Source organism: Methylobacterium sp. E-005 (genome assembly GCF_022829725.1).
Classification (GTDB): Bacteria; Pseudomonadota; Alphaproteobacteria; order Rhizobiales; family Beijerinckiaceae; genus Methylobacterium.
Genome location: NZ_JAKSYG010000073.1, coordinates 110,579 through 131,360 on the forward strand (window position 1 = coordinate 110,579; position 20,782 = coordinate 131,360).

The following is a 20,782-nucleotide window of genomic DNA, read 5'->3' on the forward strand; positions in this document are numbered from 1 at the left end:
AGAATGACCGGAAAACCGGTCGTCTCCTGCGTTGTTCCCGGGGCGAAAAGCAGCTTTTATTGATTAATCTACGTTAATTCGCCAATCTTCGAGGAAGATAGCGACCGCTCATTTCACCGGCCCCCGATCCGATACGAGGCCGTTCTCCGAGCGGATGCGCCGGCTCTCGGCAAAGCTACGATGGCCCTGCATTTCCAGTGAGGTGGCCTGGAACGGTGCTTTGTGGCTTGCCCCTTCCATCCCCGGGAGGAGTGTCCCCCGCGTCGAGGTGGGGAGGAGACCCACTGATCCCACCCGAGAGCCACACTCACGGCGTCGTGTAGGGGCGGTGCGACGACTTTAACGATCTGCTTACCATGAAAACCTAGCGCATCCATCGGAAACGGCGCCGTCGCGCCGGTCGGGCGCTGATGATGTACGCCGTCGATTATTTGTCTGTCTGGTATGTTTCGGCCGCAGCCCATCTCGATCTATTTGGATCGCTGGGACTGTGCCTGGGTTTTACTGCGGGTATCATGCCGCGGCGGGACCGGATCCTCCTCGCCTCGGCCGCCTGCGCGGCAGCCTTCGGCGTCCATTACCTGACGCTGGGGGCGTTCACGGGCACCGCCATGTGCGCGATCTCGATCCTGCAGAGCCTCGTCGCCCTGACCTGTCTCGGCCGGCCGGGCCGGAGCGGCTGGGTGGCGCCCCTGTTCGCGGGGAGTACCCTCGCGGCCGCCTGCCTGACGGCCATCACCTGGAACGGCTGGCCCTCGGCCTGCGCGGCCCTCGGCACGCTGTTCGCCACGGGGGCGCGCCTGCACGCGGCACCCCAGCCCATGCGGCTGCTCTTCCTCGGGGCCTCCCTGTGCTGGGCGGGTCACAACCTGCTGGTCGGCTCGGTCTTCGGCTTGACCTGCGATCTGCTGACGATCTTCGGCCTCGGGATCGCGCTGCTGCGCGCCGTCCCGGCCCGCCCGGTCGCGCCAGAGGTCCTGCGGGCGTAACAGGCCCCTGCGGCGATCGAACCGGGAAACCCCTGGGGTCCGCGGCGTTCCGGTACAGCCGAACGTGCCGCGGACATCTGCCGCGTGCCGCGGCAGGCCGTCGACCGGAGATCCATCCTTGCCTGAGGCCACCTATCCCCCGCTCGACGTGCTCAAGCCCGTGGCCGAGGGCGTCTGGATCGTCGATAGCGGGCCGCTGCACGCCCTCGGCATTCCCCTCCCCGTCCGGATGACGATCGTCCGGCTGCACGACGGCGCGCTGTGGCTGCACTCGCCGACGCGCTACGAGCCGCGCCTGCACCGGGAGATCGCCACTCTGGGGCCGATCCGCCATCTGGTCGCGCCGAACATCGCCCACTGGACCTACCTGAGGGCGTGGCAGGACCAGTGCCCGGAGGCCCTGACCTGGGCGGCCCCGAACCTGCGCCAACGGGGGCAGGTCCGGCGCTCGGGCCTGCGGATCGACCGGGTGCTGCACGACGCGGCGCCCGCCGATTGGGCCGCAGACCTGCGCCAGACCGTCGTTCCGGGGGGCCTCTCGTTCCGGGAGGTCGGCTTCTTCCACCGGGCGAGCCGCACACTGATTCTGACCGACCTCGTCCTCAACCTCGAACCCGCCAAGATGCCGGCTCTGCTGCGGCCGTTCCTGAAGCTGGCCCGCATGACCACGCCCAACGGCCAGCCGCCACCCTACCTGCGGCTCGTCATCAAGCTGCGGCGGCGGGCGGCGGCACGGGCGGCCGCGGAGCTGATCGCCCTGAAGCCGGACCGGGTCATCTTCGCGCACGGATTGTGGTTCATGGCGGATGCCACGGCCCGCCTGCGCCACGCCCTGCGCTGGCTCGGTCCGTTCCGCTGAGGGCCTGCCGGATTGCGGCCGGCTCAAGCATCATCGGCGAGCTGCCGCAGGATCCAGTCCCGCGCGGCAGCGAGATTCATGAAGACCGGCGGGGAGATCGGGTCGATCGGACCGAAACCCGCTTCGAGGAACCACTTGCCCGCATCCGCCCCGTGCTGCTCCGAGAGGCGGACCAGCACCGCGACGAGGAAACCGTCCGCAAAAACGAGCTGGCTCTCGGCATCGTCGCTCCTCGTTGCGACCTGCACCGACTGCAGGTTCAGGATCATGGGGCGCCCAGCCTTCCAACGCGCTTTCGGAGAGAGGATCTGCGGCGGAGGGACGTGCCCTGCATCGACCCGTACTTGCCTGTCCAATCAGACCCCCGCGCCGAAGTTCCGGACAGGGAGAAGCCCGGAACACGACCGGGACCGCCCGGTTGGCCGGTGAGGTCTGGGCACGCGGAGCGAGATTCTCATGGACGATCGGACGATGGCCCGCGGGCTGGCTTGGTTCGGGATCGGGCTCGGCCTCGCCGAGACCGTCGCGCCGCGACGCGTCGCCGAAGCGACGGGACTGGAGGGCCACGAGGGCCTCATCCAGCTCTACGGCCTGCGCGAGATCGCCTCGGGCGTGGCGATCCTGGCCGCCGCCGAGCCCGAGCGGCATCTGGGGGTCCGCGTGGCGGGCGACCTCCTCGACGGCGCGCTGCTGGCGGCCCGGGCCACCCCCGCCAATCCGCGGCGGGGCCGCACCCTGGCGGCGGCCCTCGCGGTGGCGCCGGTGGTCCTGCTGGATACCGTCATCTGGTTGAAGGCCCGCAACCGGCCGCGCCGCATCCCACCAAGCCCGGCTGAACGCCGCTACGTGCGTTACAACGCCGATGTCGAGACGATCGGGCCGGACGAGGACGCGACGATCGACCAGATCATCGCCTCACAGAAGCGGCTCCACGCCCGCAACCAGGCGATTTTCGGCCGCCCCGTGCGGGTCTCGCACGGCAAGCTGCATGGGGCGGCGGTCGGCGAGCTCGACGTCCTGCCGAATCTGCCGCCCTGGCTGCGGCAGGGCCTGTTCGCGGAGCCGGCGCGCTACCCCGTGGTGGCGCGGCTCGCCAACGTGCCGGGCGAGATCGCCTCCGACGCAGTTGCGACCCAGCGCGGCTTCTCGTTCAAGGTGATCGGCGTGCCCGGTGCGATGCTGCCGGAACATGCCGGCGAGCGGACCCAGGATTTCGTGCTCGACAGCGGCGACCGCTTCGCGGCCGGCACCGCCAAGCAGTTCCTGGCGAACCATCGCGCCCTGGAGCACGGCTCGCAGATCCCGGACGGGGTGAAAGCGGCGGTATCGGCCGTGGCGCGGGCCGGGAACGCCGCGCTCGAGTCCGTCGGGGCGGGGAGCGCGATGCTCGACTTCTTCGGCCATCCCCGGGTGCATCCCCTGGCGGAAGCCTACTTCTCGCAGGCGCCGCTGCGCTTCGGTGCTTATATCGCCAAGCTCGCCGTCGTGCCGGTGGGCCCGGCCCAGCGGGTGCTCGCCGAGGCGCCTGTGGATACGAACGCGGATCCGGACGCGCTGCGCACAGCCACGGTCGGCTATCTCCGGGCGCATGAGGCCACGTTCGACATACGCGTCCAGCTCTGCACCGACCGAGACCGGATGCCCGTGGAGGATGCCAGCGCGGAATGGCGCGAGGACGAGAGCCCCTACCAGACGGTGGCGCGGCTGCGTTTCCCCCGCCAGGACGCCTTCACGCCGGAGCGGCGGGCATATGTCGATGAGGCGCTGTCATTCTGCGTCTCGCACAGCCTGGCGGAGCACCGGCCGCTCGGCTCGATCAACCGGGCGCGGCTGAGGGCCTATCCGGAACTGGCACGCCTGCGTCGCGAGGCCGGCGGGCAGCCGGTCCGTGAACCGCGCTCCATCGCGGAGATCCCGGCCTGAACCCCGGCCAAGGCCGCTGCGTCAACCGACAGGCGGCCCCACCACCACGGTGCCGTCTGCCCGATTGAGGGCGCTCACCCGCGGCCCGCGGATCTCGGGGCTGCGCTGCTCCAGGGCATCGAGGACCGCGTTGGCCGCCGCGATGATCGCACCGGGCGAGCCACCCGGGATCTCCGGCCGGATCGCCTCGACCAAGCGGGTGAGCACCGTCTGCTCCTCCTGCGGATGATCCGCGCCCCGCGCCTGCCGCCAGTAGGCCGCATAGACGTTCTCGGCGATCGTGCGGGCAGTCCGATCGACCTCTGGCGTATCCTGATCCATCGCGCACCTGCCTTGTCCGGCTGCTGAGAGGGACAAGGGTGGCTCTCAGCAGCCGCGCCTTCAAGGGCCGCCGCCATCCTCCGGGGCCGGTTCGGCGCTGTCGAGGGATCTGGCCAGCTCGGTCAGCACCTCCTCGACCATGGGCGGCCAGGGGGCGTTCTCCGCATCCATGAGGCGCGCGGCGCTGACCAGGGCTGTGATCTGCGCGTCGTAGACCGGCCGGCCGACGAGCTGCGCGTAGCGTACCCGGGCGGCGAGCGCTGTCGCCAAGCGCTGGACCTCCGCGAGCTTCGCGTTCGACGCGCGGATGCCCTCGCCGTTGTCCATCCCTGCACCCCCTCGCGTCCCCTACTGGTTGTCATAGGCCATGACCGGCACGCCGTCAGGGGGCGGCATCGACGTCCCCGGGAACTTCCGCCGGTCAGGAGCGTCGATTTCGCAAACAGACTGTTGTCGCTTCAGGAGCTTTCCATGCGTACGCCGATGATCCTCGCCCTGGCCGCCTCTCTCACCTTCGCAGCCGTCCCGGCTTTCGCGGATCCCATCAGCGAGACCGGCACGGGCGGCGGCCCGGCCTCGACCGCGAAGGCCCCGCACACCACCGCGACGGGCCAGACCGTGCCGAACCCGACCGCCCTCAACCCGAAGGAGACCGGCAGCATCGACCGGCGCAGCACCAACGAGGAGCACAACGACGCCATCACCCGCGGCATCTGCATCGGTTGCGCGCGGTAGGGAGCGGTTGACCTCGGAATCGGCTGCCGCCGGGCCTGCCCGTGCAGGCCCGGCGGCTTCAGGGCACCCGAGATCCGAGATGTCTTGAACTGGTGCGCAGCATCGGCCAAATCAGCGATCCCCAATCCAACCACGAACAGGAGTCGACGCGTGGCGAACGAGGCTGTCGATCAGGCGCCAGAGAAGACCTATTTCGGCCTTACCTTGGCCCAGCATGCGGAGCGGATCAGGAAACTGGCGACGGAGCGCGGTCTGACCGGCGAGGTCTTCGACCGCGTGACCGCCAAGGCCGTCGCGATGATCCCGACAATCCGGTTGAACGACAACACGCAGCGGTAGCGGTGACCCGGGCCGTCTCAGCGCTCGGCCCGCAGGCTCTTGATGATGCGGCTCGCGATCTTGCGCACGGCCGCATCGTCCCGCGACTCGCTATCGCCCGTGTCCCAGAGGTGATCCAGGCTGCCGTCGAGCTCGTCCAAGAGTTCCGGATGGCGCTGGGCCAGGAAGCGGATCGTCCCGAACAGCAGATGCTCGGTCGCCATCTCGCGGCGGCGGGCTTCAACGACCGGGTCGTGGGGCGGTGTGGGGCTGGACTCTGTCATGCCGGCCCAACGGGCTGGCCGCGCTTCGGTTCGACGCGGCCGGCGCGGTGCGGTGCCGCGGAGCCCGGGTTGGAACGGCACCGAATCGCATCGGTTGTCGTCGCAATTCAGGGAGGACACCGATGGTCGACGTCGCACAGATCCGGGAACACGCCGAAGTGGTCGGCTCAGACGGAGCCCATGTCGGCACCGTCGATCACGTCGACAAGGGCGAGATCAAGCTGACCAAGAGCGATGCCGCCTCGGGGGGCCTGCACCACTACATCCCCGTGGATTTCGTGCACTCCGTCAGCGACGGCAAGGTCCAGCTCGATCGCCCGGCCGCGGAGGTCAAGCGCGAGTGGTCGACCTCCTGACGGGAAACCCGAGGCTCAGTGGCGCAGGCCGCCGATCCAGGCCGTCAGCGGCTCCACGAACGCGGCCCAGGTCCGAGCCCAGACCGTCCCGGTCCGACCGTCATCGGCGGACCTCGTCATGAGCGACGCCACCAACGCATCCTCGCGCGACTTGCATTCGTCGAGTGCATTGCGCTCATCCCCGGCGCGGCTCTGCCCCGGGGGTTGATGTGCGGAGGCCTCGCGCAGGCAGCGATGCCAAGCTTGCTCCAGCGCGCGCGGATCGGCCGGATCAGCCGCCGGGCCGGCGCCCGCCACGGTGGGGACCAGTACGAGGCTCACGCACAGGCCGAGGAACGCCCCCGGGCGGGTGAGCCCCCGGAGCCTTTCAAGACCCGTCTCACAACGCGCTTCCCCCCGCCGAACCGAGGCTGACGGACAGCGCTTGGGCAACGACATGCGCATGCCCGTCCTATGCCCCATGGCCGGACGTTCTGGAAAGAACGGATCGGCAACAGTAGGGCGCGTTCGGCGCCGCCGGGTTCACAAGGTGGGGTCACATGCCACGACCCGGCCGAGCCATCCGGCAGGTGTGGTCCATGAGCTCCTCCGCGCTCGCATCCGGCATCCTGTAGGCCAGGACGATCATGCCGGCCGCAGGGTCGTCGGGATCGGCCGACACCGCCGCGAAGCTCGCATCGTGCAGGTTGCCCTGCCAGCCCGGGACGCCGGCCAGCGCCGCGAAGGGATTGAATGTTGCGACGGCATCCGCCGGCACCCGCACGGCGAGGTACCGATCCTCTTCCAACGGCACGGGAAACGGCGCCCAGCGCTCGCCCACGGCGGGGTCCTGCGCCTTCAGCGCCGCCATGACGCCGCGCCGCATGCAATCGAGATGGATATGCAGCTGGTCCTGGCTGCGGCCGCCGACGGAATTGACCTCCAGGCCCACCGCGGCGACCGGCAGGCGGCCCTGGAGCACGTCCGATACGAAGTGCCGCGCGTCGAGCGCCGCCCGCCAGTAGGCAGCGCCGCGGGGCCCCTGGAGCACGGGCGCCTCGATCCCCGAGACGCTGTCGGTGGGCATCACGACCGTGTGGGTCGGATGACCCGGCGCGCGCAGAACCGCGGTGCCCGGCCGGGTGGCGTCGCCGAGATCGACGGACAGGCAAGGGAAGCTCCGGCCGGCGGCCTTCTTGGCGAGGACGCAACCCTGCAGGGCGACCCAAAGCACGTCCCGCACCGGATTGGCCGCGTCGGCCCCTGAGCCCGGCGTGAAGGCCAGCAGCGTCGCGACGACCAGCATACGGCGCATGAAAAGGCTTTCCGATCCGCATCGGCCGTTAAGCGACAGGCAACGGCTGGCAGACACTGTATGCTTGAGCCGTCAGCACAAGGTTACGGAATGTCGATGCTTCAAACCGACTCGCGGCGGCTCGGCCTGATCCGCCTCGCGGCCTGGATCCTGGTGGCCGCCATCATCGCCATCACCCTCGTGCCGATCGGCCTCCGGCCGGTGGTGACCGCCAACCCGAGCCTTGAGCGGATCGCCGCCTACGCGCTCACCGGACTGCTGATGATGGTGGGCTACAGGCGGTATTGGCTCCAGATCCTGATCGGCAGCGTCCTCCTGGCCGGTGGGCTCGAGGCGGCACAAACCCTGACCAGCACACGCCACGGCCGGTTCGATGACTTTCTGGTCAAGGCGGGTGCCGCGCTGGCCGGTGCGGTCGCGGGCCTCGTGGTGGCGACCCTGGCCAGCCGGCGGTCGACGCAACTGGCTGATCGATAGGGGCCTGTTTATCGTCAGTCGAGCCGACCGGCGAACACAGCAACCCGTAGTAAAGACAGCCGCTTCCAGGCGCCGTGGTTCGGCTCGATACGGAAACCGCCGATTTGCCCGCGCATTATCCCCCGGGGATGTGTTGGGGCATGCACGCGAGGGTTTCATGTTCGGCACGGCCAAGCTCACGGGACGGTTCTGGTTTCGCAAGACGTGGACGGGCAAGCTGATCCTGCTCGTCGAAGAGGAGAAGCCGCGGTGGTTGAGCCGCAGCGGCCTGACCAAGCTGCGCTGGCGCGATGCGCGCCTGCTCGATCTCGCGGAGGCGCCGATGCGCGCCCTGATGACCCTCGAACGGACCAATCGGGCCGATTACGGCGGCGGCACCGGGCGGATGCTCCCTACGGAGGTCCTCCCCGGAACACGGAGCGCCATCGTCGCGCCGCACGGACGGGCGGTCAGCGCCTGAGGGAGCCGCAGAGCGCCGCACCGCATCGCGCGATAGATGGCAGCGCTGCGGCCCCTGCTGGACCGGGTACAGGCTTGGATGACCCTGCAGGCTGGTCGATCGACGGGTCCCGGCTCCAGCACCCATGGCTTCGCGTCCCCGCGGCTACGATGCCGGGGCGGTGCGCTACCATGTAACTGAACGTCTCCAACGCCGGCGCGACACTTAATCTATGTTGGTATCTGTCGAACAACCGGTAGATAATGACCAAGATTGGTTAGATCTGATCAGATAAGGCCTTGACTACCAGCAAGGAACGCCACGTTCATGGCGCATTCCCGCGAGAGAGGCGTCGATGGAAGACAACACATCAATCCCGAACCAGGACTCGGTCGATTTCGTGGAGTTGACCGCCGACATCGTCTCGGCTTACGTCGCCAACAACTCCGTTCCCATGCCTGATCTGCCGTCGCTTCTGTCCGGCGTCCATGCTGCGCTGGCCGGGCTCGGGCAGAGCTCGGCACCTGCGGAGCCGGACTTCAAGAAGGCGACACCCGCGCAGATCAAGAAGTCGATTACGCCGGACGCGCTGATCAGCTTCATCGACGGCAAACCGTACAAGACCCTCAAGCGGCACCTGACCGGCAACGGCATGTCGATCGAGCAGTACCGGCAGCGCTACGGTCTACCGCCCGATTACCCGACCACGGCCTCCAGCTACTCGGCGATGCGTGCCGAATTCGCCCGCAACGCCGGCCTTGGCCACAAGCGCCGGAGCCCGGCCGCGAAGAGCGCCGCCGCATCGGAGACGGTGAGCCAGGCGCCGGAGCGGAGTGCGGACGCCGCCAAGCCGACCAAGGGTCGCAAGAAGAAGGCCGAGGCGTAAGCTTCGAGGCCTGCGCTCCCGCGGATCCTGGACGCCGTGCGCGCCCGGGCCGGAACGACGCGTCCGGCCAGCCGTTGCGTCCGAACCAGTTCGGAGTCGACCTTGAACCGATCGATCCTCGCCCGTCTCGTCGCCGCCGCGACCATCGCCGGGCTCCCGACCGCAGCCTGGCCGCAGGATCGCACCGGGGCCGAGCCCAGGGCCGAGACGGCGGGCAAGCCCGCGGCCGATACCCGCGATCCCGGCAAGACGGCCACGGAAGCCGTTACCAACCCCGCCTCCGTGCCGCCGACCGAAGGCGCCGTCGGCAGCGGCAAGCCGCCAGCGGCCGGCACGCCCCCCACCACGGCCCGGTAGATCGTCCGGTCGCGGCCGGGGCGATGGCTTCGTTCACAGGCGAACCATCGCGGCCGTCGCGCGTCTGACCGGTGCGGCCAAGTATCGACCGCGGGGTGAGCAGGGCCGGATGATATCGCACGAACGGGTCGCAGACGCCGAACCCCGGTCCGCTGACAGCGAACCGGGGGCGACCCATCCCCGGCTGCGCCGCCTCGTTCTGGGGATCGCCGCGCCCGATCCCCGCCTCTGGGCCCTAAGCTTCGCGATCATCGGACTCGATGCCGCCTGGATGCGGGCGATCCACATGGCGGCCGCTCCGATGGGATTCGCCGTGGCGGCCGCAATCGTGGTCGTCCTGCTCTTCGCCGCCGCGTGCCTCGCCACGGTGAAATCGGATCCGCCCCTGCGCGGCATGGCGCTGGCCAGCGCCTACCTGATCACCTTCACGGTCCCGGTCGCGGTGCTGCACGTCCTGGCCGCCGGTCTTGGGCTGCCCTTCGTCGATGACGCGCTGGCCCGGTTCGAGGCCGGGCTCGGCTTCGACTGGACTGCCCATGTGGCGTTCCTGGCGCGGCATCCCACCCTGTCGTGGTGGCTCGCCCTCGCCTATCATTCCAGCGGCCCGCAGGTCGGCATCGTGGTCATCGCGCTGAGCGCGACCCGCCGGCTCGGGCGGCTGTGGGCCTATACGCGCCTGTTCTCCGTCACGTTGCTCTGCGTGATCGTCATCGCCTCCCTGCTGCCGGCCCTGGGGCCCTATGCCCATTACGCGCCGCGCCGCGTCCCGTCCGAGCACCTGGAGACGGTCGGGGCACTCTGGCATCTGGAGCCGGTGGCGCGGCTGCGGGCGGGCACGCTGGACACGCTGGCGCTCGGCGACCTGCGGGGGCTGGCCACCTTCCCGTCCTTCCACGTGTGCCTCGCGATCCTGACGGCCTGGGCGCTGGCGCCGCTACCCCTCCTTGGCCCGCTCGCGATCCTCCTCAACGCCGCCGTGATCGTGGCCACGCTGAGCGCGGGCGGCCACTACCTGCCTGATGTGCTGGCCGGGGCGGTTCTGGCGGTGGGGGCCCTGACGATCCGGGCACGGACCCGGCAGCGCACCCCGGCGGCGGCCCCGGCCAGCCCGGTCGCCGGAACGATCAGCCCGGCCGACGCCTGAGCGCGGGCCGCGAACCACCCGGAAGCCTATGGATTAGCTCTGCAACGGAGACCCGACAGGCCATGCCCGAAACCCGCTGGACGCCGAGCGCCATGACGAGCCAAGCGGGGCAGCTGGCGGTCGTGACCGGCGCCACGAGCGGGATCGGCTACGAGGCCGCCCTCGCCCTGGCGGGGGCCGGGGCCGAATTGGTGCTCGCCGCCCGCAATGTCGCGAAGGCCGAACGCGCCATGGCGTCGATCCGGCGCCGGCACCCCAGCGCACGCCTTTCCGCCTACCCCCTCGACACCGCCCGTATCGCCTCCGTCCGGGCCTTCGGCGAACGGTGGCGGTCCGAGGGGCGGCCGGTCGACATCCTGCTGCTCAATGCCGGCATCGCCAGCGTGCCCCGCCGCGAGGAGACCGAGGACGGCTTCGAGCGCCAGCTCGGCACCAACTATCTCGGCCATTTTGCCCTGACGGGGCTGCTCCTGCCCTTCGTGCCACGCCGGCCCACGTCCCGGATCGTCCCCGTGGCGAGCTTGGCCCACCGGTCAGGGCGGATCCATTTCGATGACCTGCAGCTCCAGCGCCCCTACGGCCCACAGAAGGCCTACCGGCAGTCGAAGCTCGCGATGCTGATGTTCGGGCTCGAACTCGACCGGCGGCTGCGGGCGGCGGGCGCGCCGATCCGGTCGATCCCGGTCCATCCCGGCGTGGCCCGGACCGACGTCGTCCGGCGCGGCGACCGGGCGGGACCGATCCAGCGGATCGCCGGGCACGCGATCTTCTCGGTGATCGGCCAGTCCGCCGCCGACGGGGCGCTGCCGCTCCTCTACGCCGCAACAGCGCCGGAGGCCGAGGGCGGCGCCTATTATGGGCCGGACGGGATCTGGGAACTCCGGGGCCATCCGACCCGCGCCGACATCGCCGCGCAGGCTCAGGATATCGCGGCGGCGGAGCAGCTCTGGTCGGTGTCCGAGACGCTGACCGGGATCGCCTGCACGATCTGACCGGATACCCGCCCCGCTTGCCCGCCGCGACGCCCCTCCATAGGTCCCCCCGATGACGGCTTTTCCCTTCGACAACAGCTACGCCCGCCTGCCGGAGCGCTTCTACGCGCGCCGCCAACCGACGCCCGTGACGGCCCCCCGCCTGATCCGGCTGAATCGAGGGCTCGCCGACGAGCTCGGCCTCGACCCGGACTGGCTGTCCGGCCCCGAAGGCATCGCGGCGCTGGCGGGCAATGCGAATCCGGTCGGCGCCGACCCGATCGCCGCCGCCTATGCCGGGCATCAGTTCGGGCAGTTCGTGCCGCAGCTCGGCGACGGTCGCGCGGTGCTGCTCGGCGAGGTGATCGACCGGCACGGTATCCGCCGCGACATCCAGCTCAAGGGCTCCGGACCGACCCCGTTTTCCCGGCGCGGCGATGGGCGGGCGGCGCTGGGGCCGGTGCTGCGCGAGTATCTCGTCAGCGAGGCCATGGCGGCACTAGGCATCCCGACCACCCGGGCGCTCGCCGCAATCGCCACCGGCGAACCGGTGATCCGCGAGACCGTGCTGCCCGGCGCGGTTCTCACCCGGGTCGCGGCGAGCCATATCCGGGTTGGCACCTTCCAGTTCTTCGCGGCCCGCGAGGACGTCGAAGCCCTGCGGGCGCTCGCCGATCACGTCGTGGCCCGGCACTACCCGGCGGCCGCGCAGGCCGAGCATCCCTATCGGGCGCTGCTCGAGGCCGTCGTCGCCGCCCAGGCCGAGCTGGTGGCGCGCTGGCTGCTCGTGGGCTTCGTCCACGGCGTGATGAACACCGACAACATGGCGGTGGCCGGCGAGACGATCGATTACGGCCCCTGCGCCTTCCTCGACGTCTACGATCCCCGCACCGTCTACAGCTCCATCGACCGGACCGGCCGCTACGCCTACGGCCAGCAGCCGCGCATCGCGCTCTGGAATCTCACCCGGTTCGCCGAAACCCTGCTGCCGCTGCTCGCCGATGACGAGACCCAGTCGGTCGCCGCCGCCGAGGCCGCACTCGCCGGCTACGCCCCGCGCTTCGAGGCCGCCTATCAGGGTGGCCTCAATCGCAAGATCGGCCTGGGCGCGGTCCGGGAGGGAGATCCCGCGCTGGTGGGCGACCTCCTGAAGCGGATGGCCGAGAACCAGGCCGACTTCACCCTGACCTTCCGCGCCCTCTGCGGAGCCGCGGAGGGGCCGGAGGGCGACGGGGCCGTGCGCGACCTGTTCGTCGACCCGACCGCCTACGACGGCTGGGCCGCCGGCTGGCGGGCGCGCCTCGCCGCCGAGGGCCAGGATCCGGCCGAAACCGCCGCCGGGATGCGGAATGTCAATCCGGCCTTCATCCCGCGCAACCATCAGGTCGAGGCGATGATCGCGGCGGCCGTGGAGCACGACGATTTCGGCCCGTTCGAGACCCTCCTCACCGTCCTGGCGCGACCCTACGCCGACCAGCCGGAATACGCCCGCTACGCGCAGGCGCCGGAGGGCGGCGGGGTCGGCTACCGGACCTTCTGCGGCACGTGATGCGTGCTCACGCCTGCGGCCAGGTGTAGATCTCGTGCACGGAGCCCTCGGCGCGGAACCAATGCACCCGCGTCGCCGGATTGAACCCGTGATCTCGATACGAGGTCGCGATCACCGACACGAGGGAAGCCGCCAGCGACCGATCCTGGATGTCGTAGGCCAGGAGGAGCGGCGCGCGCCCATGGTCATGGGCAAGATCACGGACGAAGATCGAATACGACATGTGTCTGACTCGGCCCCATCTGAAGCAACCTGCACGTGTACATATCTTCAGGATCGCCGGGGTTCAGCGCAAGTTCGTGTCAAGGTTAAGGGAAGTTAATAAGATTTCGAAGACTTGATAGAGTCTTCGCCAACCTGTTCCCCGGTTACGGAGCGGCCATGATGCTGCACACGCGAGGCGGCATCGTGACCCCGTAAGCCGACTGGACGGCGGCAGCGCCATCTCCGATCCTCTTTGACCCGCCGGACGCGGCAGGTCGCCTGCGCCGCGGGGAAAGGAGTTCCTGAACGATGGGCAAGCGGATCCTCGCGGGACTCGTCGCGCTGTGCCTCAGCCTGTCGTCCGCGCACGCGGCGCCCGTCGTCGTCAGCTCCAAGCTCGACACGGAAGGCGGCGTGCTCGGTGCCATCATCCTGCAGGCACTCAAGGCCAAGGGCATTCCGACAGTCGACAAGACCCAGCTCGGGGCGACGTCGATCGTGCGCCGCGCCCTGCTGGAAGGCCAGATCGACATCTATCCGGAATACACCGGCAACGCGGCGTTCTTCTTCGGACAGCAGGATCTCCCGGTCTGGAAGGACGCGCGGGCCGCCTACGAGACCGCCCGGAGCCTCGATCTAAGGGCCAACGATCTGGTCTGGCTGGCGCCCGCCTCGGCCAACAACACCTGGGCGATCGCGGTGCGCAACGACCTCGCCCAGGCCAACACCCTCACGACGATGAGCGATTTCGGCCGCTACGTGGCGGGTGGCGGCCCGATCAAGCTCGCCGCGTCCTCGGAATTCGTCTCTGCGCCGGCCGCGCTCCCCGCCTTCGGCCGGACTTACGGCTTCGCGCTCAAGCCGGAGCAGCTCGTCATCCTGGCCGGCGGGGACACCGCCGCCACCATCGCGGCGGCGGCGCGGGGCACCTCCGGAACCAACGCCGCCATGGTGTTCGGGACCGATGGCAGCCTCGCCGCAGCCCATCTCGTCGTGATGGCGGACGATCGCGGCGTCCAGCCGGTCTACCAGCCGGCACCGGTGGTCCGCGGGGCGGTCCTCAGGGCTCATCCGGAGATCGCGACGGTGCTCGACCCGATCTTCCGACGACTCGACCTCGCGACGCTGCGCGACCTCAACGGCCGGGTCCAGCTCCGCGGCGAACCCGCCTCGGCGGTGGCGGCAGAGTTTTTGAAAGCGGCGGGATTCGTGCGGTGAGGCCCGGCGCACGCTCGCCATGTCCGCACTGGTCGCGCTAAGTCCCCGCAACGCGCGGCCACGCTCCTGCGGCTGCACGCGGAGCCTCAGATGGGCCAATCCTCTGCGACCGGGCCTGACACCACCCCCCATCCGGCCAGTCGGATCCTGTCCGGCCTCGATCCTTTGGGCACGCTCCTGGCCGCCCTGCTGGCCGTCGGCCTCCTGGCCCTGCCTCTGATGGTCGAGCGGCCGAACCGGATCGCCGAGGGTACGGCCCTGATGGCGTGGTCAGCGCTGCCGGCCGGCCAAGCGCTCGCGCTCCTGGCCGTCTCGGGGCTCGCCGCGCCGCTGCTGGCATTCCGGATCACGCCACCCCTTCGGCTCGCCGCGGGCGCGGCCGCGCTGCTGCTGCTCGGGCTCGCGGCAGGATGGGCGGCCGATCACCTCACGCCCCCGGGGGACCGCTACAGCCGGGTCTCGCTGGAGTCCGGCTGGTGGCTGGCCTTCGCGGCCGCCGGCCTCGCCACCGGCGACGGGTTGGCGCGCCTGCGGCCCGGTCCCGGGACAAAGGTCGCGGCGCTGGCGGCCATCGCGCTCCTGGCGGCGCTCGCCCTGCGGTCCGGATTCTGGGACAACCTCTCGGTGATGCGGGAATATGCCGGCCATTCGGACACGTTCGGCCGGGAGGTCCGCACCCATCTCGGCCTCGCCCTGTCGTCGGTGGCGGCCGCAGCGTTGATCGGGATCCCGGCCGCCATCCTGGCGCGGTCGGTCCCGCCCGTGCGACGGGCGCTGCTCGCCGGCCTCAACGGGCTGCAGACCATCCCCTCCATGGCGCTGTTCGGGATGCTGATCGCCCCCCTCGCCTGGATCGGCCGGACGATCCCCGGGGCCGCGGAACTGGGGATCGCCGGGATCGGCCCGGCGCCGGCCTTCCTGGCCCTGTGGGCCTACGCGCTCCTGCCCGTGACCGCCGCGACGGTGGCGGGGCTCGACGCCGTCCCCGGGCCGGTGCGCGACGCGGCGCGCGGCGTCGGGATGACCAGCCGCCAGCGCCTCCTCCAGGTGGAACTTCCCCTGGCGTTCCCGGGGCTCCTCACCGGGATCCGCATCGTCCTCGTCCAGAACATCGGCCTCGCGGTGATCGCGGGGCTCGTCGGCGGCGGGGGGCTGGGCGTGTTCGTCTTCCAGGGCATCAGCCAGAACGCGGGCGATCTCGTCCTGCTCGGGGCGCTGCCGACGGCCGCCCTGGCGAGCGGCGTCGCCGTGCTGCTCGATGCCGCCATCGCCCTAAGCCGCGCAAAGGAGCGGGTTCCCTGATGCCGGAACCGATGATCGAGCTCGCTGGAATCAGTCGCATCTTCGGCGCCCGCGCGGTCGTGTCCGACGTCAACCTGCGTGTCGAGCCCGGGACGATCCTGACGATCGTCGGCACCTCGGGCTCCGGCAAGACGACCCTGCTGCGGATGATCAACCGCCTCGTCGAGCCGAGTGCCGGTACGGTCCGGATCGAAGGCCGGGACATCCGGGCGGTGGCTCCGCACATCCTGCGCCGGGGGATCGGCTACGCGATCCAGGGTCACGGCCTGTTCCCCCACCGGACCGTGGCGGAGAACATCGCGGTGGTGCCGCGACTGCTGGGCTGGGACCGGCGGCGGATCGACGAGCGGGTCGACGCGCTGCTCGGCCTGTTCCGCCTCGATCCGGCGACCTACAGCGACCGGTTCCCGGCGGCGCTGTCGGGCGGCGAGCAGCAGCGGATCGGGGTCGCCCGGGCGCTGGCCGCCGAGCCGCCGATCCTGCTGATGGACGAGCCCTTCGGCGCCCTGGATCCGATCATCCGCCGCCAGGCCCAGGCGGACCTTCTCGCGATCCAGCGGCGCACCGGCACCACCATCGTGCTGGTGACCCACGATATGGACGAGGCCCTGCGCCTCGGCGATCGGATCGCGGTGATGGATCGAGGCCGCCTCGTGCAGGAGGCCGCCCCGGCCATGCTGATCAGCGCCCCGGCGACGGACTTCGTCGCGGCCCTCCTCGGTGGCGGCGACCGGGCCTTTCAACTCATGGCGCTGCGCGTCGTGGACGACCTCGTCGAGCCCGGTACGGCGCCGGGCCAGCCGATCCCGGCCGGTACCTCGGTGCGTGCGGCGTTGGCCGAAAGCCTCTGGTCGGAGCGCCCTGCCCTGCCGGTCAGCCGCGACGGCGTGCTCCTCGGCCGGGTGACGCGCGCCGCCCTCGAGGCGCAGGGCGCCCCCCGGTGAGTCGTGCCGGCCTCCTGGCATATCTGGCGCTGCTGGGCCTGCTTGGCGTCTTCCTGCTCACGCCGCAGAGCTTCGCAGACCTGTTCCGCCCCTTCGCCCCCGGCGACACGGCACCGATCTACAGGCAGACCCCGCTGCTGACGCTCACCGTCAATCACCTCCTGCTGGTCGCCGCCGCGACCTTGGCGGCGAGCGTGCTGGCCATCGGCTTCGCGGTCGCCGCGACCCGGCCGGCGGGGCGCGACGTCCTGCCGTTCGCCCGGGCCCTGGCGAATCTCGGCCAGACGTTTCCGCCGGTGGCGGTCCTGGCGCTCGCCGTGCCGATCTTCGGGTTCGGGCCGGTGCCGACCCTCGTCGCCCTGGTGCTGTACGGGCTGCTGCCGATCTTCGAGACGACGCTGACCGGTCTTGAGAGCCTCGATCCGGCGCTGATGGAGGCGGCGCGCGGCATGGGCCTCACCGACCGCCAGCGGCTCATCCAGGTGGAGTTGCCGCTCGCCCTGCCGATGATCCTCTCCGGGATCCGGCTTACGACCGTCATCGGCCTCGCGACGGCGACCATCGGCTCGACGGTGGCGGCCAGCACGCTTGGCGAGGTCATCATCTCGGGCCTGCTCACCGGCAACACCGCCTACGTCCTGCAGGGTGGGTTCATCGTTTCGGCCCTGGCGATCCTGCTCGACACCGGCCTGCGTGCCATCGAGCATGCTGCGGCGCAGCGATCTGGATTTCCTTCCTAGAATCGACTAATGGTCTCGCGGGGCCGTACGCGCGGTTCTGGGGCGTGGAATCCCCTGTCTGATGGTTGGTGCCGACCAGAACGGTACCTGCACCTTGACCACACGGTCGGGGAGCCTGCGACGTATGTCCAGGCGTTCCGGCGCTAAAGGTCGTAGGGACCGTTCAGACACGGTTTTCCAACTCCCCGACTCGGTTTGGTCAAAGGCTCGTTCGCGGGGGCGTACCGCGGATCAGAGCCGGCTGGGAGGGCGGGTGATGGCTTCCATCGATCCCGAACTCGAATGGCGGACGCGTCAGCTCGCGCGGTTGCGCGCAGCCTACGACGCTGGCCCGCGCCCTGCGAACGCCGCCATCGAGACCAGCACCGCGCGGCACTCGCGGGTGCTGCTGGGGCGGATCCTCATCGCCCTCAGCGGGCCCGGCGGCAGCGCCAGCGCATTGAAAAGCCGAACGGACGGCAAGGCCTGCGCCGACGCATGAACTGCCACCGCATCGCGGAGCATCGTCCTGTCGGGCAGCATGAACGAGCCGGATCTGCCAACATCGCTCAATGAAACAATGTTGGACCAGCGACACGACGCGTCCAGAAATCAAACCGCCCAGTTCTGGCATATCTTCCAGCAATATCTTTCCGGACAACGCAGATGATTCGTAGCTTTGTAAATTATAATATTGCATAGTGGGCATATTGATTGTCGTTTATGTCTTAAATTCTAGGTCTATTGCTTTAATTAGAGGTAATATAGCTTCAATGCGATTTCTTTCCAAGTTTTCATAATTATAAAAAACATATCGTTGATCCGACCTAGCGAAAGCGACACTATTGGCATGGCGCTGCTGATTCGGCCGGTCAGATTTAGATCGGGAGACCGGGCTGGATCGAACTTGCCTGCGCCGGACAGGGAGGTTGTCATGACGTGCAGAAGACACGCGATCGGATCAACCACAATCTATTCGACGGCGACGCTCGGCCTGCTGCTCCTCGGCTCCGCCGCGGCCGGCGCCGCGGACATGCCGCGGCAGGGTGATTTCCGGATCACCTACACCTCGACCGTGGTGGGGGCGCCGAAGCCCGTCACCATCGGCGAGAACCGCATGGCCTCGGCCACGATCAACATGATGACCGCGGTGAACGAATCCGGCGGGAAGCTCCTGCACAACATGGCCGGGCGCTGCACCTCCGCCCCCGTCATCGACAACGGCGCCAAGACGCTGGAGAACCACGGCTATTGCGACTACGTCGACGCCGATGGCGACCACGTGTTCGAGAAGTGGGACTACCCGCTCCAGCCGCTCGCGGCGGTGAACGAGGGGACCGGCCAGTGGATCGGCGGCACCGGCAAGTTCGCGGGCCTGTCGGGCACGATGACGATCCGCTCACGCCGGCTGAACACCCTGACGGACGGCGCCGTCCAGGTGGTCGGCGAGAAGCTCGGCAGCTACAGCTTCACCTACACGGTGGCGAGCGCCAAACCGGACTGAAAACCGGCGGGACGGCGGGTCGTCCGGGCGCTATACGCGCCCGATGACGCCCGCCGATCGAGACCGGTTCGAGAAGTGCCTCGCGCTCGCCGCGCAGGGGGCGACTGCGGGCGAGCGCGCCGCCGCGCGGGCTGCGGCCGAACGCATCGCCGCCGGGGCCGGCCTGACGCTCGCCGAGGCGATGCGCGCGACCCGTCCCGCACGGCCGGATCCCGCGCCCCGGCCGCCGCCCCGGCGGGCCTACGCCTGGGCGCAGCCGGAGGAGCCGGTCAAACCCATCACGGTCGAGGAGCTGCTGCGCCAGAAGGCCGAGACCGAGGCGTGGCGCAAGCGGGCGGCCGCCCGGGCCAAGCGCCGGAGCCGGCAGGATCAGCCGGATCAGGAGGCCTACGCGGCGGAGCAGCGCGCCCGGCAGGCCGAGCGCGACCGCGCCTGGGCGCAGGCTAGGGCCGCATCCGACGACGCGTAGGCCCCGGCCTCACTTCTGCACGAGGCTGCAGGTGCTCTCCGACAGGGGCTGGAACGCCTGCTCACCCGGGATGGTCTTCAGGATCTTGTAAAAGTCCCACGGCCCCTTGGATTCCGCGGGGGTCTTCACCTGCGCGAGGTACATGTCGTGGACCATGCGGCCATCGACGCGCAGGGTCGCGTTGCGGGCGAAGAAGTCCTGGATCGGCAATTCGCGCATCTTGGCCATGACCTTGAGGCCGTCATCCGTCCCGGCCGCCTCGGCCGCCTTCAGGAAGTGGAGCACGGCCGAGTAATCGCCGGCCTGCACCATGGTGGGCATCCGCCCGCCCATCCGCTCGCCGAAGCGCTTCGCGAAGGCCCGGGTCTGGTCGTCCATGTCCCAGTAGAACCCCGTCGTCAGGATCATGCCCTGGGCGTCCTTGAGGCCGACGGAGTGGATGTCGGTCAGGAAGATGTTGAGCCCGCCGAGGGTCTGGCCGCCCTGCGGGATGCCGAACTCGCTCGCCTGCTTGATCGTGTTGATCGTGTCGGCGCCCGCATTGGCCATGCCGATGATCTTCGCGCCCGATCCCTGTGCCTGCAGCAGGTAGGACGAGAAATCGGGATTGGGGAACGGGTGCTTGACCGAGCCCAGCACCGTGCCGCCCCTCGCCTTCACGACGCGGGTGACCTGCTTCTCCAGATCGTGCCCGAACGTGTAGTCGGCGGTGATGAAGAACCACGTGTTCTTGGGGTCGTCCGCCAGCGCCGTGGCGGTGCCGGCCGCCAGGGAATAGGTGTCCCAGGTCCAGTGGGCGCCGGTCGGCGAGCAGGCGGCATTGGTCAGCGCCATGGAGCCGGCGCCGGAATTGATGTCGATCTTGCCCTTGGCACGGGCGACCTCGCGCACGGCGAGGCCCGCCACCGAGGAGTTGGTGTCGAAGATCGCGTCGACGCCCTCGGTGTCGAACCAGCGGCGGGCGATCGCGGAGGCGATATCGGCCTTGTTCTGGTGGTCGGCGAAGATCAGCTCGACCTTGCGGCCGTTGATCGGGCGGCCGAAATCCTCGACGGCGAGCTGCGCCGCCGTCACCGAGCCCCGGCCGGCGAGGTCGGAATAGCCGCCCGACATGTCGGTCAGCACGCCGATCTTGATGCCGCCGTCGGCGTACTGGGCGCGGGCCGGCGCGGCGGCGAGGCAGGCCGCGACGGCGGCCGTCGCCAGGGTCGCGCCCCGGCGCAGGGCCAGCTTCCGCCGCGAGATCCGATCAGGCATGGATTTCCTCCCCGTTCGTTGGTTGTCTTTTGTTTTGTTGATTCGCGCGTCGTCTCAGCCGCATGGCGGCCCAAAGCCGGCCAATCCCGTCCCTCCCCCCTCATCCTGAGATGCCGGAGCGAAGCGGAGGCCTCGAAGGAGCCCTCCAGACAGCTCAGCGATCCCTGGAGCCCTCCTTCGAGGCCCGCTGCGCGGTCACCTCAGGATGAGAGGATGGGTTGGACGGTCATCCTCGAATAGGCCTCCTGCCTGGACCATCGCGA

General features: G+C 69.8%; 28 protein-coding genes. 20 read left to right on the forward strand and 8 right to left on the reverse strand.

Annotation, left to right across the window (positions count from 1 at the left end; all coding sequences use genetic code 11):
* Nucleotides 1–413 precede the first annotated feature (413 nt).
* Together MKK88_RS08155 and MKK88_RS08160 are read left to right on the forward strand one after the other, a co-directional pair.
* The gene (locus MKK88_RS08155; RefSeq protein WP_279602160.1) at nucleotides 414–989 is read left to right on the forward strand and encodes a YgjV family protein; all 576 of its coding nucleotides are present in this window, start codon (nucleotides 414–416) and stop codon (nucleotides 987–989) included.
* 118 nt (nucleotides 990–1,107) lie between these two features.
* Nucleotides 1,108–1,848 carry a DUF4336 domain-containing protein gene (locus tag MKK88_RS08160; protein ID WP_243998649.1) on the forward strand — a complete coding sequence of 247 codons (741 nt, stop codon included), beginning with the start codon at nucleotides 1,108–1,110 and terminating at the stop codon, nucleotides 1,846–1,848.
* Between the two features lie 23 nt (nucleotides 1,849–1,871).
* On the opposite strand, the gene MKK88_RS08165 is transcribed toward MKK88_RS08160, so the two are convergent.
* Entirely contained in the window at nucleotides 1,872–2,117 is a 246-nt protein-coding gene (locus tag MKK88_RS08165; RefSeq protein WP_243998650.1) for a hypothetical protein, read from the reverse strand.
* Nucleotides 2,118–2,304: 187 nt separating this feature from the next.
* Here MKK88_RS08165 and MKK88_RS08170 point away from each other — a divergent pair, with 187 nt between their 5' ends.
* Nucleotides 2,305–3,771 carry a catalase family protein gene (locus MKK88_RS08170; protein WP_243998652.1) on the forward strand — a complete coding sequence of 489 codons (1,467 nt, stop codon included), beginning with the start codon at nucleotides 2,305–2,307 and terminating at the stop codon, nucleotides 3,769–3,771.
* Between the two features lie 21 nt (nucleotides 3,772–3,792).
* Here the strand turns inward: MKK88_RS08170 and MKK88_RS08175 are convergent, their stop codons facing one another.
* On the reverse strand, nucleotides 3,793–4,092 hold the full coding sequence (locus MKK88_RS08175; RefSeq protein ID WP_243998654.1) for a hypothetical protein: 300 nt from the start codon (nucleotides 4,090–4,092) through the stop codon (nucleotides 3,793–3,795).
* Nucleotides 4,093–4,152: 60 nt separating this feature from the next.
* Complete coding sequence (locus MKK88_RS08180) at nucleotides 4,153–4,419, reverse strand: hypothetical protein (RefSeq protein WP_243998656.1); 267 nt, start codon at nucleotides 4,417–4,419, stop codon at nucleotides 4,153–4,155.
* A gap of 144 nt (nucleotides 4,420–4,563) precedes the next feature.
* On the opposite strand from MKK88_RS08180, the gene MKK88_RS08185 reads away from it, so the two are divergent.
* Together MKK88_RS08185 and MKK88_RS08190 are read left to right on the forward strand one after the other, a co-directional pair.
* A complete protein-coding gene (locus MKK88_RS08185; protein ID WP_243998658.1) occupies nucleotides 4,564–4,827 on the forward strand; it encodes a hypothetical protein in 264 nt (87 codons plus the stop codon).
* Between the two features lie 150 nt (nucleotides 4,828–4,977).
* Nucleotides 4,978–5,166, forward strand: coding sequence for a hypothetical protein (locus MKK88_RS08190; protein ID WP_243998659.1), 189 nt, complete (start codon nucleotides 4,978–4,980; stop codon nucleotides 5,164–5,166).
* Nucleotides 5,167–5,183: 17 nt separating this feature from the next.
* Here the strand turns inward: MKK88_RS08190 and MKK88_RS08195 are convergent, their stop codons facing one another.
* Nucleotides 5,184–5,429 (reverse strand): hypothetical protein, encoded by a 246-nt coding sequence (locus MKK88_RS08195; RefSeq protein WP_243998661.1) that lies wholly within the window; start codon nucleotides 5,427–5,429, stop codon nucleotides 5,184–5,186.
* Nucleotides 5,430–5,551: 122 nt separating this feature from the next.
* Between MKK88_RS08195 and MKK88_RS08200 the strand changes: the two genes are divergently transcribed.
* On the forward strand, nucleotides 5,552–5,785 hold the full coding sequence (locus tag MKK88_RS08200; RefSeq protein ID WP_243998663.1) for a DUF2171 domain-containing protein: 234 nt from the start codon (nucleotides 5,552–5,554) through the stop codon (nucleotides 5,783–5,785).
* Nucleotides 5,786–5,800: 15 nt separating this feature from the next.
* Here MKK88_RS08200 and MKK88_RS08205 read toward each other — a convergent pair whose 3' ends face one another.
* Both MKK88_RS08205 and MKK88_RS08210 read right to left on the reverse strand, forming a co-directional pair.
* A complete protein-coding gene (locus MKK88_RS08205; protein ID WP_243998665.1) occupies nucleotides 5,801–6,106 on the reverse strand; it encodes a hypothetical protein in 306 nt (101 codons plus the stop codon).
* Between the two features lie 214 nt (nucleotides 6,107–6,320).
* Nucleotides 6,321–7,079: a CDP-diacylglycerol diphosphatase gene (locus MKK88_RS08210; RefSeq protein ID WP_243998667.1), complete on the reverse strand. Its 759-nt coding sequence runs from the start codon at nucleotides 7,077–7,079 to the stop codon at nucleotides 6,321–6,323.
* A gap of 96 nt (nucleotides 7,080–7,175) precedes the next feature.
* Between MKK88_RS08210 and MKK88_RS08215 the strand changes: the two genes are divergently transcribed.
* The 7 genes from MKK88_RS08215 (at nucleotide 7,176) to MKK88_RS08245 (ending at nucleotide 12,902) form a co-directional block, all read left to right on the forward strand.
* On the forward strand, nucleotides 7,176–7,556 hold the full coding sequence (locus MKK88_RS08215; protein WP_243998669.1) for a hypothetical protein: 381 nt from the start codon (nucleotides 7,176–7,178) through the stop codon (nucleotides 7,554–7,556).
* A gap of 157 nt (nucleotides 7,557–7,713) precedes the next feature.
* Nucleotides 7,714–8,016, forward strand: a complete 303-nt coding sequence (locus tag MKK88_RS08220; RefSeq protein ID WP_243998671.1) for a hypothetical protein — start codon at nucleotides 7,714–7,716, stop codon at nucleotides 8,014–8,016.
* A 334-nt stretch (nucleotides 8,017–8,350) separates the two neighbouring features.
* Nucleotides 8,351–8,881 (forward strand): MucR family transcriptional regulator, encoded by a 531-nt coding sequence (locus tag MKK88_RS08225; protein ID WP_243998673.1) that lies wholly within the window; start codon nucleotides 8,351–8,353, stop codon nucleotides 8,879–8,881.
* 102 nt (nucleotides 8,882–8,983) lie between these two features.
* The gene (locus tag MKK88_RS08230; protein WP_243998675.1) at nucleotides 8,984–9,238 is read left to right on the forward strand and encodes a hypothetical protein; all 255 of its coding nucleotides are present in this window, start codon (nucleotides 8,984–8,986) and stop codon (nucleotides 9,236–9,238) included.
* Between the two features lie 109 nt (nucleotides 9,239–9,347).
* Nucleotides 9,348–10,382 (forward strand): phosphatase PAP2 family protein, encoded by a 1,035-nt coding sequence (locus MKK88_RS08235; RefSeq protein ID WP_243998677.1) that lies wholly within the window; start codon nucleotides 9,348–9,350, stop codon nucleotides 10,380–10,382.
* 62 nt (nucleotides 10,383–10,444) lie between these two features.
* The gene (locus MKK88_RS08240) at nucleotides 10,445–11,374 is read left to right on the forward strand and encodes an oxidoreductase (RefSeq protein WP_243998678.1); all 930 of its coding nucleotides are present in this window, start codon (nucleotides 10,445–10,447) and stop codon (nucleotides 11,372–11,374) included.
* Between the two features lie 52 nt (nucleotides 11,375–11,426).
* Nucleotides 11,427–12,902 (forward strand): protein adenylyltransferase SelO, encoded by a 1,476-nt coding sequence (locus MKK88_RS08245; protein ID WP_243998680.1) that lies wholly within the window; start codon nucleotides 11,427–11,429, stop codon nucleotides 12,900–12,902.
* 7 nt (nucleotides 12,903–12,909) lie between these two features.
* Here the strand turns inward: MKK88_RS08245 and MKK88_RS08250 are convergent, their stop codons facing one another.
* Nucleotides 12,910–13,125: a hypothetical protein gene (locus tag MKK88_RS08250; RefSeq protein WP_243998683.1), complete on the reverse strand. Its 216-nt coding sequence runs from the start codon at nucleotides 13,123–13,125 to the stop codon at nucleotides 12,910–12,912.
* 290 nt (nucleotides 13,126–13,415) lie between these two features.
* Here MKK88_RS08250 and MKK88_RS08255 point away from each other — a divergent pair, with 290 nt between their 5' ends.
* The 7 genes from MKK88_RS08255 (at nucleotide 13,416) to MKK88_RS08285 (ending at nucleotide 19,262) form a co-directional block, all read left to right on the forward strand.
* Nucleotides 13,416–14,324 (forward strand): ABC transporter substrate-binding protein, encoded by a 909-nt coding sequence (locus tag MKK88_RS08255; protein WP_243998685.1) that lies wholly within the window; start codon nucleotides 13,416–13,418, stop codon nucleotides 14,322–14,324.
* 90 nt (nucleotides 14,325–14,414) lie between these two features.
* Nucleotides 14,415–15,626, forward strand: a complete 1,212-nt coding sequence (locus MKK88_RS08260; RefSeq protein WP_243998687.1) for an ABC transporter permease — start codon at nucleotides 14,415–14,417, stop codon at nucleotides 15,624–15,626.
* An 11-nt stretch (nucleotides 15,627–15,637) separates the two neighbouring features.
* A complete protein-coding gene (locus MKK88_RS08265) occupies nucleotides 15,638–16,570 on the forward strand; it encodes an ABC transporter ATP-binding protein (protein ID WP_243998710.1) in 933 nt (310 codons plus the stop codon).
* Nucleotides 16,567–17,310, forward strand: a complete 744-nt coding sequence (locus tag MKK88_RS08270) for an ABC transporter permease (protein ID WP_243998689.1) — start codon at nucleotides 16,567–16,569, stop codon at nucleotides 17,308–17,310. Before MKK88_RS08265 ends, MKK88_RS08270 begins: the two co-directional genes overlap by 4 nt.
* A 256-nt stretch (nucleotides 17,311–17,566) precedes the next feature.
* Nucleotides 17,567–17,791, forward strand: a complete 225-nt coding sequence (locus MKK88_RS08275; protein ID WP_243998691.1) for a hypothetical protein — start codon at nucleotides 17,567–17,569, stop codon at nucleotides 17,789–17,791.
* 432 nt (nucleotides 17,792–18,223) lie between these two features.
* A complete protein-coding gene (locus MKK88_RS08280) occupies nucleotides 18,224–18,793 on the forward strand; it encodes a hypothetical protein (RefSeq protein ID WP_243998693.1) in 570 nt (189 codons plus the stop codon).
* A 43-nt stretch (nucleotides 18,794–18,836) separates the two neighbouring features.
* Entirely contained in the window at nucleotides 18,837–19,262 is a 426-nt protein-coding gene (locus MKK88_RS08285; RefSeq protein ID WP_243998695.1) for a hypothetical protein, read from the forward strand.
* A 9-nt stretch (nucleotides 19,263–19,271) separates the two neighbouring features.
* Here the strand turns inward: MKK88_RS08285 and MKK88_RS08290 are convergent, their stop codons facing one another.
* A complete protein-coding gene (locus MKK88_RS08290; RefSeq protein ID WP_243998696.1) occupies nucleotides 19,272–20,519 on the reverse strand; it encodes an ABC transporter substrate-binding protein in 1,248 nt (415 codons plus the stop codon).
* Between the last annotated feature and the right edge of the window lie 263 nt (nucleotides 20,520–20,782).

What these genes read in the sequence shown, in the direction of transcription:
- MKK88_RS08155 (WP_279602160.1), top strand. Translation starts at nt 414, where the DNA reads ATGTACGCCGTCGATTATTTGTCTGTCTGGTATGTTTCGGCCGCAGCC.
- MKK88_RS08165 (WP_243998650.1), bottom strand. Translation starts at nt 2,117, where the DNA reads ATGATCCTGAACCTGCAGTCGGTGCAGGTCGCAACGAGGAGCGACGAT.
- MKK88_RS08170 (WP_243998652.1), top strand. Translation starts at nt 2,305, where the DNA reads ATGGACGATCGGACGATGGCCCGCGGGCTGGCTTGGTTCGGGATCGGG.
- MKK88_RS08175 (WP_243998654.1), bottom strand. Translation starts at nt 4,092, where the DNA reads ATGGATCAGGATACGCCAGAGGTCGATCGGACTGCCCGCACGATCGCC.
- MKK88_RS08180 (WP_243998656.1), bottom strand. Translation starts at nt 4,419, where the DNA reads ATGGACAACGGCGAGGGCATCCGCGCGTCGAACGCGAAGCTCGCGGAG.
- MKK88_RS08185 (WP_243998658.1), top strand. Translation starts at nt 4,564, where the DNA reads ATGCGTACGCCGATGATCCTCGCCCTGGCCGCCTCTCTCACCTTCGCA.
- MKK88_RS08195 (WP_243998661.1), bottom strand. Translation starts at nt 5,429, where the DNA reads ATGACAGAGTCCAGCCCCACACCGCCCCACGACCCGGTCGTTGAAGCC.
- MKK88_RS08200 (WP_243998663.1), top strand. Translation starts at nt 5,552, where the DNA reads ATGGTCGACGTCGCACAGATCCGGGAACACGCCGAAGTGGTCGGCTCA.
- MKK88_RS08210 (WP_243998667.1), bottom strand. Translation starts at nt 7,079, where the DNA reads ATGCGCCGTATGCTGGTCGTCGCGACGCTGCTGGCCTTCACGCCGGGC.
- MKK88_RS08215 (WP_243998669.1), top strand. Translation starts at nt 7,176, where the DNA reads ATGCTTCAAACCGACTCGCGGCGGCTCGGCCTGATCCGCCTCGCGGCC.
- MKK88_RS08220 (WP_243998671.1), top strand. Translation starts at nt 7,714, where the DNA reads ATGTTCGGCACGGCCAAGCTCACGGGACGGTTCTGGTTTCGCAAGACG.
- MKK88_RS08225 (WP_243998673.1), top strand. Translation starts at nt 8,351, where the DNA reads ATGGAAGACAACACATCAATCCCGAACCAGGACTCGGTCGATTTCGTG.
- MKK88_RS08235 (WP_243998677.1), top strand. Translation starts at nt 9,348, where the DNA reads ATGATATCGCACGAACGGGTCGCAGACGCCGAACCCCGGTCCGCTGAC.
- MKK88_RS08240 (WP_243998678.1), top strand. Translation starts at nt 10,445, where the DNA reads ATGCCCGAAACCCGCTGGACGCCGAGCGCCATGACGAGCCAAGCGGGG.
- MKK88_RS08245 (WP_243998680.1), top strand. Translation starts at nt 11,427, where the DNA reads ATGACGGCTTTTCCCTTCGACAACAGCTACGCCCGCCTGCCGGAGCGC.
- MKK88_RS08250 (WP_243998683.1), bottom strand. Translation starts at nt 13,125, where the DNA reads ATGTCGTATTCGATCTTCGTCCGTGATCTTGCCCATGACCATGGGCGC.
- MKK88_RS08255 (WP_243998685.1), top strand. Translation starts at nt 13,416, where the DNA reads ATGGGCAAGCGGATCCTCGCGGGACTCGTCGCGCTGTGCCTCAGCCTG.
- MKK88_RS08260 (WP_243998687.1), top strand. Translation starts at nt 14,415, where the DNA reads ATGGGCCAATCCTCTGCGACCGGGCCTGACACCACCCCCCATCCGGCC.
- MKK88_RS08265 (WP_243998710.1), top strand. Translation starts at nt 15,638, where the DNA reads ATGATCGAGCTCGCTGGAATCAGTCGCATCTTCGGCGCCCGCGCGGTC.
- MKK88_RS08275 (WP_243998691.1), top strand. Translation starts at nt 17,567, where the DNA reads ATGGCTTCCATCGATCCCGAACTCGAATGGCGGACGCGTCAGCTCGCG.
- MKK88_RS08280 (WP_243998693.1), top strand. Translation starts at nt 18,224, where the DNA reads ATGACGTGCAGAAGACACGCGATCGGATCAACCACAATCTATTCGACG.
- MKK88_RS08285 (WP_243998695.1), top strand. Translation starts at nt 18,837, where the DNA reads ATGACGCCCGCCGATCGAGACCGGTTCGAGAAGTGCCTCGCGCTCGCC.
- MKK88_RS08290 (WP_243998696.1), bottom strand. Translation starts at nt 20,519, where the DNA reads ATGCCTGATCGGATCTCGCGGCGGAAGCTGGCCCTGCGCCGGGGCGCG.